Consider the following 13006-nt stretch of genomic DNA (forward strand, 5'->3'; position numbering starts at 1 on the left):
GAAGTGACATGAATATAGCAAAGAAACTGGCGATCGGCGTCGCGCTCGCCGCCACGCTTTTCGCCGGCGCGGCCAGTGCAAAGGACGTCAAGATCGGTCTCGTTGTGAAGTCGCTGGGCAACGGCTTCTTCGAAGCCGCCAACAAGGGCGCCCAGGAAGCAGCCAAGGATCTCGGCGGCGTGCAGGTGATCTATACCGGCCCGACCTCGACTACGGCCGAAGGCCAGATCGAAGTGATTAACTCGCTGATCGCACAGGGCGTCGATGCCATCGCAATTTCGGCGAACGATCCCGATGCCGTCGTGCCTGCCCTGAAGAAGGCGGCACAGCGCGGCATCAAGGTGATCTCCTGGGATTCCGGTGTCGCAAAGGCCGGCCGCATCCTGCAGCTGAACCCTTCGTCCAACGAGCTGATCGGCAAGATGTGCCTGACGCTCGCCAAGGATCACCTCGATGGCGGCAAGGGCAACTTCGCCATCCTGTCGGCCACGACGACGTCGACGAACCAGAACATCTGGATCGGCGAGATGAAGAAGCAGCTGAAGGACTTCCCGGGCCTCAACCTCGTCACGACCGTCTATGGTGACGATCTCTCCGACAAGAGCTATCGTGAAGCCCAGGGCCTCCTGACCTCGCATCCCGAAGTCAAGGTCATCGTCGCTCCGACGACGGTCGGCGTGCTCGCCGCTTCGCAGGCGGTCAAGGATGCCGGCAAGATCGGCCAGGTCTACGTGACCGGTCTCGGCCTGCCGTCCGAAATGGCCGGCGCCATCAAATCAGGCGCGACGAAGGAATTCGCGATCTGGAATCCGATCGATCTTGGCTATTCCGCCACGCAGATCGCCTATCGCCTCGTCAAGGGCGAAACCGACGGCAAGCCGGGCAGCGAGATCAATGCCGGCCGCATGGGCAAGATCAAGGTTGGCGAAAACGGCGAAGCCGCCATGGCCGATCCGTTCGTCTACAATGCCTCGAACATCGATCAGTTCTCCAAGGTTTTCTGATCGATACCAGCATTCGCAGCACTCCGGCGGCATCAGCCGCCGGACCTGGTTTCAATGATCCGGTACATTGCTGATGACCACAGTCCTTCAACGCTCCATCGCGGACGCACCAGCCGCGGACAATCAGGCCATTCTGGAGATGCGCGGCATTTCCCAGATCTTTCCGGGCGTCAAAGCGCTGGATGGCGTCAGCATTTCGCTTTATCCCGGCAAGGTGACCGCCCTGATCGGCGAAAACGGTGCCGGCAAATCCACCCTCGTCAAGATTTTGACCGGTATCTACCGCCCGAACGAGGGCGAGATTCTCGTCGACGGCAAGCCAACAGCTTTCGCCAACGCGCAGGCAGCCATCGATGCCGGCGTCACGGCCATCCATCAGGAGACGGTGCTCTTCGACGAGCTGACTGTTGCCGAAAACATCTTTCTCGGTCATGCGCCGCGCACATCCTGGCGCACCATCGACTGGAAGAGGATGAACAGCCGATCGAAAGAGCTTCTGCAATCGCTGGAAAGCGCCATCGATCCCACGACCCGATTGAAAGACCTCTCCATTGCGCAGCGCCATCTTGTGGCAATCGCACGCGCCTTGTCGATCGAGGCCCGCATTGTCATCATGGACGAACCCACCGCCGCCCTCTCCCGCAAGGAGATCGACGATCTCTTCCGCATCGTCGAGGGATTGAAGGCAAAGGGCAAGGCGATCCTGTTCATCAGCCACAAGTTTGACGAACTCTACGAGATCGCCGACAATTTCGTCGTCTTTCGCGACGGCCGCGCCGTCGGCCACGGCGAACTGAAGTCGACGCCGCAGGACGAGATCGTCCGCATGATGGTCGGGCGCGACGTCAAGGACGCTTTCCCGAAAGTGCCCGTTACCATCGGCGACACCGTTCTCGAAGTCGACAAATACTGTCACCGCACCGAATTCCGCGATATTTCCTTCAAGCTGCGGCGCGGCGAGATCCTCGGCGTCTACGGGCTGATCGGCGCCGGACGTTCGGAGCTTTGCCAATCGCTCTTCGGCATTACCCGACCGCTCTCCGGACGTCTGACGCTCGACGGACAGGAAATCCAGGTGCACTCGCCGCAGGATGCCATTGCCGCCGGCATCGTCTATGTGCCGGAAGAGCGTGGCCGCCACGGCCTGGCGCTGCCGATGCCGATCTATCAGAACATGTCGCTGCCGTCACTCGGACGCACCTCGCGCAAGGGCTTCCTGAAGGCGGCCAACGAATTCGCTCTCGCCCGCAAATACGCCGAACGGTTGGATCTGCGTGCTGCCGCGCTTTCCGTGCCTGTGGGAACGCTCTCCGGCGGCAACCAGCAGAAGGTGGTCATCGGCAAGTGGCTCGCGACGCAACCGAAGATCATCATTCTGGACGAGCCCACCAAGGGTATCGATATCGGCTCGAAGGCAGCCGTCCACGGCTTCATCAGCGAACTGGCGGCCGAGGGCCTCAGCATCATCATGATCTCCTCCGAACTGCCCGAGATCCTCGGCATGTCGGATCACGTCCTGGTCATGAAGGAAGGCCTGTCCGCTGGCCTTTTCGAGCGCGAGGGGCTGACGCCGGAAACCTTGGTGCGCGCCGCCACGGGAAATGCATAAGGAGAGCCGGATGCCACGCATCCTCAAAAAGCGCGAAACACTGCTCGCCATCATCATCGTCATAATGATCGCCGGCTTCGCAACGCGTGCGGCCGGCTTTGCCGAGCCCACCAATCTCGCCAATATCTTCAACGACACATCGATCCTAATCATCCTGGCCCTTGCCCAGATGACGGTGATCCTGACGAAGTCGATCGATCTCTCCGTCGCCGCCAATCTGGCTTTGACCGGCATGGCGGTTGCGATGCTGAACGCCACCTATCCCGATATTCCGCTGGTCGCACTCGTCATCACGGCGATCCTGATGGGTGCGGTTCTCGGCGCCATCAATGGGTATCTCGTCTGGGCGCTGGAAATCCCGCCGATCGTCGTGACGCTCGGCACCCTGACGATCTATCGCGGCATGGCCTTCGTGCTGTCGGGCGGCGCCTGGGTCAATGCGCATCAGTTCACGCCGATTTTCCTGAACGTGCCGCGCACGCCGCTTCTCGGCCTGCCGGTGCTTGCCTGGATCGGCATCGTGATCGTGCTGATGATGTATCTGGTGCTGCGCTACACGCAGTTCGGCCGCTCGGCCTATGCGAGCGGCGGCAATCCGGTTGCCGCCGTCTATGCCGGCATCGATGTCGGCTGGACGCGCTTCCTCGCCTTCGTCCTCTCCGGCGCGCTCGCGGGGCTGAGCGGCTACCTCTGGGTTTCGCGCTATGCGGTCGCCTATGTCGATATCGCCAATGGGTTCGAACTCGACAGCGTGGCCGCCTGCGTCATCGGCGGCATTTCGATTGCCGGCGGCGTCGGTTCGGTCGCCGGCGCGGTCTTGGGCGCCCTCTTCCTTGGGGTCATTAAGAACGCACTTCCGGTCATCGGCATCTCGCCGTTCACGCAAATGGCGATATCAGGCACCGTCATCATCCTTGCCGTCGTCTTCAACGCCCGGCGCGAACGCAATCGCGGCCGCATCATCCTGCGCGATCAGGCCGCAAAGGACACCGCCAGCCAGGGAGCGCACGCATGAGCAACGGTTCTCAAGCGGCAACCGCGGAAAAGCGCGTCATTCCCGATCGCCTCGGCACTCCTTTCAAGCGCATCCTGTCGAGCTGGGAAACGCTGCTCTTCGGCGTTGCGGTCGCGATTTTCATCTTCAATTCGTTGGCCTCGCCCTATTTCCTCGACCCCTACAATCTCTCTGACGCGACCTTCAATTTCACCGAAAAGGCGATGATCGCCTTTGCGATGGCGCTGCTGGTGATTGCCGGCGAAATCGACCTCTCGGTCGCAGCAATCATAGCGCTGGCGTCGACGGCGATGGGCGCAGCCGCGCAACTGGGCGTCGACACACCTGGCCTCGTCGCGATCTGTATCGGCGTCGGGCTCGTCTGCGGCATCTTCAACGGCTTCCTGGTTTCGGTGCTGAAGCTGCCGTCGATCGTCGTCACCATCGGCACGATGAGCCTGTTTCGCGGCATTTCCTATATCGTTCTCGGGGACCAGGCCTATGGCAACTATCCGGATAGCTTCGCCTATTTCGGCCAGGGCTATGTCGCCTGGGTCTTCTCATTCGAATTCGTGCTCTTCATCGTGCTGGCGGTCGTCTTCGCGATCCTGCTGCATGCGACGAATTTCGGTCGGCAGGTCTATACGATCGGCAACAATGATTTCGCCGCGCGCTTCTCGGGCATTCCGGTTGAGCGGATCAAATTCATCCTATTTCTCCTGACCGGCATCATGAGTGGCATTGCCGCCGTCTGCCTTACCTCCCGCCTCGGCTCGACGCGCCCCTCGATCGCGCTCGGCTGGGAGCTGGAGGTGGTGACAATGGTCGTGCTCGGCGGCGTATCGATCCTCGGCGGCTCGGGCACGATCGGCGGCGTCGTCATCGCCGCCTTCGTCATGGGGCTCGTCACCTTCGGCCTCGGCCTGCTCAACGTACCAGGCATCGTCATGTCGATCTTCATCGGCCTCCTCCTCATCATCACCATCGCGCTGCCGATCATTGCCCGGCGCATCAAGACCATGAGCTCCAAATGACCGCTGCTCTCGAACGCCACGCCTTCAAGATGACGCTCAATCCAGGCATGGAAGCGGAATACCGGAAGCGACATGATGAAATCTGGCCCGAGCTGGTGGATCTGCTGCATCAGGCAGGCGTCAGCGATTATTCGATCCATCTCGACCGCGAGACAAACACGCTCTTCGGCGTGCTGACACGACCGAAGGATCATTCCATGGCAAGCCTGCCCGAACACGCTGTCATGAAGAAATGGTGGGCGCACATGGCCGATATCATGGCGACCAATCCCGACAATTCGCCAGTTCAGAGCGATCTCGTCACGGTCTTCCATCTGCCATGAGCAACGAGACAGCCTACCGCCACATCGCTGTGATCGACATCGGCAAGACCAACGCAAAGGTCGTTGTGCTGGATGCCGCGACCGGTGCCGAGATTGCAGCTGTCAGAACTGCAAACAGCGTTCTGAAGTCGGGTCCTTATCCGCATTACGATACCGAAGGCCTGTGGGATTTCATCATTTCGGCTCTGAAGGGCTTTGCAGCCATGCCCGGCTTCGATGCAATATCAATCACAACGCATGGTGCCTCGGCGGTCCTGTTGGACGCCGACGGCGATCTTGGCTTGCCGGTTCTCGATTACGAACACATCTATCCGCAACCCGTTCAGGAAGCCTATGGGCAACTGCGCCCGACTTTTGCCGAAACCTTTTCGCCGCGGCTATCCGGTGGCCTGAATGTCGGCGCGCAGATCCACTATCAGCAAAGCACCTTCCCGGCGGATTTCGCCCGCATCGCGACGATCCTGACCTATCCGCAATATTGGGCGTTTCGCCTGACCGGCGTTGCCGCCAATGAGGTGACCTCGCTCGGCTGCCACACCGATCTCTGGAATCCGACGGCTGGAACCTATTCGTCGCTCGTCGACAGGCTCGGCATCCGCACGCTGATGGCGCCGGTCCGTTCAGCTTTCGACGCACTTGGACCGGTCCTGCCAGCACTTAGCGAAGAGATCGGACTGACGAAGGCAGTGCTCGTCTATTGTGGCATTCACGACTCCAACGCTTCACTGCTGCCGCATCTGGTCGAGAACGAAGCACCTTTCGTCGTCGTCTCGACGGGAACCTGGGTGATCAGTTTCGGCGTCGGCGGCGATCTCGACCATCTCGATCCCGCCCGCGATACGCTTGCCAATATCGATGCCTATGGCCGCGCCGTGCCGTCTTCCCGCTTCATGGGCGGCCGCGAGTTCGAGATTCTGGCAGCGGAAATCGGTACTGCATCCCATGAAGCAATCGAAGCCGCATTGGAACCAGTGATCGAGAAAGGCCTCATGCTACTGCCCAATGTAGTCGAGGGCTCCGGTCCGTTTCCGGGCAGGAAAATGCGTTGGATCGGCAGTGCGATCAATTCCGCCGAACGCCTTGCCGCCGTCAGCCTCTATCTTGCGCTGATGACCGAAGCCTGCCTCGGTCTGATCAGCGCTAAAGGACCGATCTTCGTCGAAGGTCCCTTTGCGCGCAATCGCGCCTACCTCATCGCCCTCTCTGCCTTGACGAGCACCGATGTCATCGCGCTAGCGGGCTCGACCGGCACCAGCCAGGGTGCCGCCTTGCTGGCGGGGATAAGACCCATCGGTGCGGCGGACAACCCGCCTATTCGCGCCGAACTGCGGGGGATCGCGCGCTATCGGCAGTCCTGGCGCGAGGCCCTGATCTCCTAATCTTCGGTTCTGGCGAGTTCCGCCGCCGCGATTTCGGCAACGCGCAGGGTTGGATCGACGTGTTCATCCTCGCCATCTTCGATCAACCAGCTTGCCGAAAGGCCGGCCCAGGCAATGATCCATCGCAACAGGCGCTCACGCTTCATTCCCGCTGCCTCGGCAACGACCGTCACTTGCCGAGCAAGACGGCCGGGAGATGTGGCGACTGTATTATCGGGATTGCAGAAGAGATTGGCGTAATCAAAGCCGCGCTCGCCCACGAGCCCCTTCGGATCGATCGCGAGCCAACCGCGCTCCGCGAAATCGAGGATATTGCCGTGATGAATGTCGCCATGCAGCGCTACGACATCGCGGGGCTCCGACAACAGCGCGCGGGCGGCAACTGCGGACTGGACAAAGATACCACCTTCACAGTGAGCCATAGTTTCGAGCGAACGAAACCGGTGGACAAGCGGAATCAATCGCGGCAAGGCGCCCCCGCGAGAGGCATGAAGCCCAGCGACGGCCTTGCAGATGATACGGCTTGCCTCGTCGTCCTCGCCATTCCTTGCCATCTCGGCAAGTGAGCGGCTGCCGGTCGCCCGTTCGAGCAGGACAGCATCGTCCTTATGTTCGAGAACGCGCGCGGCACCAATGCCATTCCACCAGACCATAAGCTCGGCCCCCGATTTCTCCTCCGGTGCATCGGCGATCTTCAGCATCGCCGGCTCGCCATCACGACGCACGGGGAAAAGCCGGCTGGAATGCGTCACGATCGGCGCGCCATCAGGGATCAGCTGCCAGAGGTCAAAATAGGCTTTGAAATCGTCACTCTCATTCACGCGAGATCAGTCTCCTTGGCATGCGTTGCGATCGGCGCTGCGGCTTATGTGGATCAGCGGCATGTAGATTTCCACCTCCCGTCTCAACTAACCTTTCTGTCGTATGACCTCGATCCCCGCGGCAGGCAGGCGACAACCATCCCTCGTCAAAATTTTCGAAAAAGCGCTAAAATTGTCTTCGCGACGGTTATTTTCTTGCGGAATCGTCCCAATATTCCTACAGAAAATACCCTTATGAGCGTTTTCGAGATCAAAAAATGTCCGGAGGCGATCATCCGCTTCGATATCAGCTTTGTCTCTTTAAAAAGAACGCTTCACGGCAGTTTGCGCGTCGAGACAGGCGATTGCGAGCGGGTTCAAAGGGCGCTGCCGCGCCCATCCAAGGAGAGCTAACATGAGTCTGAAGACATTGACGGCCGCGACCTTCGTCGCTTCGCTGGCCTTCGCACCTCTCGCGCATGCGGACATCACCATCGGCCTCATCGCGCCGCTGACCGGCCCGGTCGCAGCTTACGGCGAGCAGGTCAAGAATGGCGCGCAAACCGCGATCGAAGAAATCAACAAGAGCGGCGGCGTTCTCGGCCAGAAGCTCGTTCTGAAGCTTGGCGACGACGCCGGCGATCCGAAGCAGGGCGTATCGGTTGCCAACGGCTTCGTCGGCGAGAGCATCCGCTTCGTTGTCGGCCCGGTTACGTCAGGCGTCGCTATTCCGGTTTCAGACGCGTTGGCCGAAAACGGCATTCTGATGGTCACGCCGACCGCGACTGCCCCGGGCCTGACCAATCGCGGCCTGACCAATGTCCTACGCACCTGCGGCCGCGACGACCAGCAGGCCGTCGTTGCCGGCGAATATGTCGTGAAACACTTCAAGGACAAGAAGATCGCGGTCCTCAACGACAAGGGCGCCTATGGCAAGGGCCTCGCAGATGCCTTCAAGGCAGCGATCAACAAGGGCGGTATTACCGAAGTCGTCAACGACTCGCTGACCCCAGGCGAAAAGGACTACAGCGCCCTGACGGCAAAGCTGAAACAGGCCGGCGTCGACGTCATCTACTTCGGTGGTTATCATCCGGAAGCAGGACTACTGGCCCGCCAGCTGCACGACATCTCCGTCAAGGCGCAGATCATCGGCGGCGACGGCCTGTCCAATACCGAATATTGGGCGATCGCCAACGATTCGGCTGCCGGCACGCTCTTCACCAATGCGTCTGACGCGCTGAAGAACCCGGCTTCGCAGAGCGCCGTTGCCGCCCTGAAGGCACGTAACATTCCGGCCGAAGCCTTCACGCTCAACGCCTATGCCGCCGTCGAAGTGCTAAAGGCTGGCATCGAGAAGGCCGGCAAGGCAGATGATGCCGAAGCCGTGGGCGCTGCGCTGAAGAAGGGCGAGCCGATTGACACCGCCATCGGCAAGGTCACCTACGGCGAAACCGGCGACCTGACCTCGCAGAGCTTCTCGCTCTACAAGTGGGAAGGCGGCAAGATCGTTTCGGCCGAATAAGTCGCCACCTCATCGCTTCGAAACAGAGCCGGGCCACTTGCTGGCCCGGTTTTTTGTTGTCGATCCTGGGTACTGCCACTCAGCAAACACTGCGGAAACGCTCGATGCAGGTGGAGAGAACCTCCTCGCCTGGCCGCTTCCACCAATTATTCTGAGAGAATATCTCGACCTCCTGCAAGCCGAAGAAACCGGCTTTCTCGATTTCGGCGCGGATGCGCTTTAAGTCGATAACGCCATCGCCCATCATACCGCGGTCGAGCAGCAGGTCCGTGGTTGGCACGAGCCAGTCGCAGATGTGATGCGCCAGGATGCGGCCACCGGCGCCAGCACGCGCGATCTGCTGATAGAGCTTCGGATCCCACCAGACATGATAGACATCGATCGCGACACCGATGCCTTCGCCGAGGAGATCGCAGATGTCGAGCGCCTGCTCCAGCGTGTTCACACAAGCGCGGTCGGCCGCATACATCGGATGCAGTGGCTCGATCGCGATTGGAATGCCGGCGCTGCGCGCATGCGGCAGGATCGCGGCGATGCCGTCGGCCACCATCTCGCGAGCGTGAACGATATCCTTGGATCCCTCCGGCAAGCCGCCAACAACGAGGACGAGGCAATCGGCATTCAACGCCGCCGCTTCGTCGATCGCCCGCTTGTTGTCGTCGATTGCAGCCGCCCTCCCCTCGGCGCTTGCCGCAGGAAACATGCCGCCGCGGCAAAGCCCGGTCACTTTGAGCTTGTTGTCGGCGACGATACGAACAGCCTCCGAAAGCCCGATCTTGTGCACCTGATCGCGCCAGGGCGCAATCGCGAGGATATCCTGCTTCAAGCAGGCTTCGACCGCCTGGCGCATGTCATATTGCTGGCGCACCGTTGCCAGATTGATGGACAAACCTTCTATGGCCACCGTGATCTCCTTCCCCGATTCTTTTTCGGCTATTCGATGCCGACGGTCGCAAGGATCGTCTTCATGCGATATGTCGCCAGATCCGGATCGCGCAGAACGCGCGCCGTATCCGCCAGACGGAACAACTCCGAAAGATGCTGGATGGAGCGGGCGGTCTGCTGGCCGCCGAGCATCTGGAAATGATCCTGGAAGCCGTTGAGATAGGCGAGGAAGACGACGCCGGTCTTATAAAACCGCGTCGGCGCCTTGAAGATATGGCGTGACAGCGGAACAGTCGGCGCCAAGATCGCATGGAAGGCGTCGAGATCGTTCTGAGCGAGCTTTGCAAGAGCCGCGCTCGCCGCCGGCGCGATGGCATCGAAGATGCCGAGCAAGGCATGCGAATAGCCCTGCTCGTCACCGGCGATCAGTTCCGCGTAGTTGAAATCGTCGCCGGTATACATCTTGACCGACGGAGCGAGCCGACGGCGCATGACGATTTCCTTCTCTGCCGAAAGCAGCGAAATCTTCACGCCATCGACCTTGGCCGCATTCTGATTGATGATCGCTGTCGCGGTCTCCATGGCCAGCATGTCGTCGGCCGAGCCCCAATAGCCCGCCAGTGCCGGATCGAACATGGAGCCGAGCCAATGAATGATGACGGGCTCTTTGACCTGACCGAGGATGCGGTCGTAGACCCTGACATAGTCGTCCGGACTCTTAGCGACTGCCGCCAGCGCCCGGCTCGCCATGAGAATGACGTGACCGCCCTGCCCTTCCACATAGGCGACTTGTTCCTCATAGGCGCGGATGACGTCATCGATCGTGACATTGGGACCGGGCTGCAGATGATCGGTGCCGGCGCCATAGGCGATCACGGCATTCGGCCGGCCGCGGGCGGCCGACTGCGCATGCGTGATCAGCTCCTTTGCGCCGGTCCAGTCGAGCCCCATGCCGCGCTGTGCGGTATCCATTGCTTCCGCGACGCCGAGGCCGAGGCCCCACAGATATTCGCGGAAAGCGATCGTGCGATCCCAGTCGATATTGCGATCAAGCCACGGATCGTTGTCAGCAAGCGCATCGACCACGACATGCGCCGCCGCATAAGCCACACGATTGAAGTGATGGCCATCCGCCGGTTTCACAGGCGCGATCAACGGCTCATTGGCGGGCGAGAAGGCGGTGATCGTGCCGTCCGCCCTTGGCAAGTGAAGGCTTCGCTCCATGAGATCAGCCTCCTAACGGGCCGAAAGGGAGGGAACATCGACCCAGCGACGCTCGGCCCAACTCTTCTGGGCCAGCTCCGCCAGCTGCACACCCTTGGCGCCCTCGCGCAGCGTGAATTTCCACGGCGCATCCTCGGCCACATGGCATAGGAACTGCTCCCATTGCGCCTTGAAGCCGTTGTCGAAGGCCTGCGTGTCCGGCACCTCTTCCCAGGTGTCGAAGAAATTGATGGGCTGCGGCTGATCGGGGTTCCACACCGGTTTCGGCGTATTGACCCGGTGCTGCGTCCAGCAACGCATCAGGCCGCAGACGGCCGAGCCATGAGTGCCATCGACCTGGAAGGTGACGAGATCGTCGCGGCGAACCCTGACCGCCCAGGAGGAGTTGATATGCGCTATAACGCCGCCTTCGAGCTCGAAGGTTGCATAGGCGGCATCGTCGGCATCGGCGACATAGGTGTTGCCGTTCTCGTCGACGCGGCTTGGAATATGCGTCGCGCCGAGGCAGCTGACCGACTTGACCTCACCAAAGAGATTGTCGAGCACATAGCGCCAATGCGGCAGCATATCGAGGATCATGCCGCCGCCATCTTTTTTGCGGTAGTTCCAGGAAGGACGCTGTGCCTTGACGCCCCAATCGCCTTCGAAAACCCAGTAGCCGAACTCGCCGCGAACGGAGAGGATCTTGCCGAAAAAGCCGCTATCGCGCAGCATGGCGATCTTGCGCAGGCCAGGCAGGAACAGCTTGTCCTGGACGACACCATTCTTGACGCCGCGACGCTCTGCGGAAGCGGCAACCGACAACGCTTCCTCCAGCGTCTCGGAGATCGGCTTTTCGCAATAGACATGCTTGCCGGCGGCAATCGCCTTTTCGAGAAGCTCGACGCGCATCTGCGTCGAACCGGCATCGAAGAAGATCGTATTGCTGGGATCGGCAAGAGCGGCATCGAGATCGGTCGTCGTCTTCGAAAGACCGTGCTTGCGGGCAATCGCCTCGATCTTTTCGGCATTGCGGCCGACAAGCACCGGCTCAGGCATCAGCCGGTCGCCGTTCGACAGAAGAACGCCGCCCTGTTCGCGGATCGCCAGGATGGAGCGCACGAGATGCTGGTTGTAGCCCATGCGGCCGGTAATGCCGTGCATGATGATGCCTATCGGCTTCGTTGCCATGAGTTTTCCTCCCGTAAATAACTATATAGTTACATAACTGACACGGCGAAGCCATGCTGTCAACGGCCATAGTCAATGGCCACAGCGGCAATCATCCATCGTTGCTTAGCTTGTTACCCTAAGGATTTTAGGGACGCAGATAGGCGAAAATCACGTCGACGATATGCTCGCCCCAGGCATCGATTTCGCTCTTGTCCGAGAGGTTGCGGCGGAAGATCGTTGAGAGCGTCCAGCGATTGGTCAGGAAGAACGAGCCGAGGGCCGCAATGCTCATATAGATCTTCACTGGATCGCAATCGCTGCGAAATACGCCCGCCGCCGCGCCGCGGTCGAGCAGGCCAGAAATCTCGGAGACCAGCGGCGAGTGCAGCTCGAAAATGCGCGCCGAACGCTTCAGGAAGCGGGCCTTGTGCATGTTTTCCGTGCTGAGAATCCCCAGGAATTCCGGGTGATCCAGGAAATATTGCCAGGTGAAGACGACCAGCTCCCGCATTCCATCGGCAGGTGAGCGATGCGAGAGATCGAGCCGTGCTTCCGCCGAACGAATAGCGATATAGCTGCCTTCGAGAACCGCGACATAGAGCGCATCCTTGCCGCCGAAATAGTGATAGAGCATCCGCTTGTTGATTTTCGCCCGTTCGGCAATGGCGTCGACGCGGGCACCGCCATAGCCGCGCTCGGCAAACTCCTTTGTCGCGGCCGCCAGAATAGCCTTGCTGGTGCGCTCCGCATCCCGAAGACGGGGCCGGTCCGAAGCAGTGCGCGAGGAGGTTTTCTCTGCATTCGCAAGGTCTGCACTCTTTGCGCTGCGCTTCACGGTCTTGGCTTCCGACATCATGGCTCCCGGCGGCATTTCATAAGGCTTATGCGGCTCATCCTCACGCCGATAAGTAACCGATCATCTCATAAGTTGACAGCCCCCGGTGAATCAGAGGCAATAGTAACCATATGGTTATATCGATTTAAATGTGGATATAGCTAAAGATACGAGCGGAAACGTGGGATTTCCGGCGCTGCGGTAACCCGTCTGAACGACAGAGAGATTGGACCGGGACGGCGACT

General features: G+C 60.3%; 13 protein-coding genes. 8 read left to right on the forward strand and 5 right to left on the reverse strand.

All coding sequences use genetic code 11. From position 1 onward, the window contains the following. Positions 1-8: 8 nt before the first annotated feature. The 6 genes from rhaS to ACYJRZ_RS17895 all read left to right on the forward strand — a co-directional run bounded on the left by rhaS (position 9) and on the right by ACYJRZ_RS17895 (position 6343). Positions 9-1004, forward strand: coding sequence for a rhamnose ABC transporter substrate-binding protein (rhaS, locus tag ACYJRZ_RS17870; protein WP_113407536.1), 996 nt, complete (start codon positions 9-11; stop codon positions 1002-1004). A gap of 73 nt (positions 1005-1077) precedes the next feature. After that, a complete protein-coding gene (locus tag ACYJRZ_RS17875) occupies positions 1078-2613 on the forward strand; it encodes a sugar ABC transporter ATP-binding protein (protein WP_459461107.1) in 1536 nt (511 codons plus the stop codon). A gap of 10 nt (positions 2614-2623) precedes the next feature. Next, positions 2624-3628 carry an ABC transporter permease gene (locus ACYJRZ_RS17880; protein WP_459461109.1) on the forward strand — a complete coding sequence of 335 codons (1005 nt, stop codon included), beginning with the start codon at positions 2624-2626 and terminating at the stop codon, positions 3626-3628. Next, on the forward strand, positions 3625-4641 hold the full coding sequence (locus ACYJRZ_RS17885) for an ABC transporter permease (protein ID WP_459461111.1): 1017 nt from the start codon (positions 3625-3627) through the stop codon (positions 4639-4641). Before ACYJRZ_RS17880 ends, ACYJRZ_RS17885 begins: the two co-directional genes overlap by 4 nt. Beyond that, on the forward strand, positions 4638-4964 hold the full coding sequence (gene rhaM, locus ACYJRZ_RS17890; RefSeq protein WP_459461113.1) for an L-rhamnose mutarotase: 327 nt from the start codon (positions 4638-4640) through the stop codon (positions 4962-4964). The genes ACYJRZ_RS17885 and rhaM overlap by 4 nt, the downstream gene beginning before the upstream one ends. Beyond that, complete coding sequence (locus ACYJRZ_RS17895) at positions 4961-6343, forward strand: FGGY-family carbohydrate kinase (protein ID WP_459461115.1); 1383 nt, start codon at positions 4961-4963, stop codon at positions 6341-6343. Before rhaM ends, ACYJRZ_RS17895 begins: the two co-directional genes overlap by 4 nt. Here the strand turns inward: ACYJRZ_RS17895 and ACYJRZ_RS17900 are convergent. After that, positions 6340-7164 carry an aminoglycoside phosphotransferase family protein gene (locus tag ACYJRZ_RS17900; RefSeq protein ID WP_459461117.1) on the reverse strand — a complete coding sequence of 275 codons (825 nt, stop codon included), beginning with the start codon at positions 7162-7164 and terminating at the stop codon, positions 6340-6342. The two genes, ACYJRZ_RS17895 and ACYJRZ_RS17900, sit on opposite strands and share 4 nt — an antisense overlap. 15 nt (positions 7165-7179) lie before the next feature. Between ACYJRZ_RS17900 and ACYJRZ_RS17905 the strand changes: the two genes are divergently transcribed. Together ACYJRZ_RS17905 and ACYJRZ_RS17910 are read left to right on the forward strand one after the other, a co-directional pair. After that, complete coding sequence (locus tag ACYJRZ_RS17905) at positions 7180-7557, forward strand: hypothetical protein (protein ID WP_459461119.1); 378 nt, start codon at positions 7180-7182, stop codon at positions 7555-7557. A 1-nt stretch (position 7558) separates the two neighbouring features. After that, positions 7559-8665 (forward strand): branched-chain amino acid ABC transporter substrate-binding protein, encoded by a 1107-nt coding sequence (locus ACYJRZ_RS17910; RefSeq protein ID WP_459461121.1) that lies wholly within the window; start codon positions 7559-7561, stop codon positions 8663-8665. A 79-nt stretch (positions 8666-8744) separates the two neighbouring features. Here the strand turns inward: ACYJRZ_RS17910 and ACYJRZ_RS17915 are convergent, their stop codons facing one another. The 4 genes from ACYJRZ_RS17915 to ACYJRZ_RS17930 form a co-directional block, all read right to left on the reverse strand. Further along, positions 8745-9569 (reverse strand): sugar phosphate isomerase/epimerase family protein, encoded by an 825-nt coding sequence (locus ACYJRZ_RS17915; RefSeq protein ID WP_459461123.1) that lies wholly within the window; start codon positions 9567-9569, stop codon positions 8745-8747. Between the two features lie 29 nt (positions 9570-9598). Next, the gene (locus ACYJRZ_RS17920; RefSeq protein ID WP_459461125.1) at positions 9599-10774 is read right to left on the reverse strand and encodes a dihydrodipicolinate synthase family protein; all 1176 of its coding nucleotides are present in this window, start codon (positions 10772-10774) and stop codon (positions 9599-9601) included. Positions 10775-10786: 12 nt separating this feature from the next. Next, positions 10787-11944 (reverse strand): Gfo/Idh/MocA family protein, encoded by a 1158-nt coding sequence (locus ACYJRZ_RS17925; RefSeq protein ID WP_145318542.1) that lies wholly within the window; start codon positions 11942-11944, stop codon positions 10787-10789. 127 nt (positions 11945-12071) lie between these two features. Further along, complete coding sequence (locus ACYJRZ_RS17930; protein ID WP_459461127.1) at positions 12072-12779, reverse strand: TetR/AcrR family transcriptional regulator; 708 nt, start codon at positions 12777-12779, stop codon at positions 12072-12074. Positions 12780-13006: the final 227 nt, after the last annotated feature.

The organism is Rhizobium sp. No.120 (genome assembly GCF_054558365.1).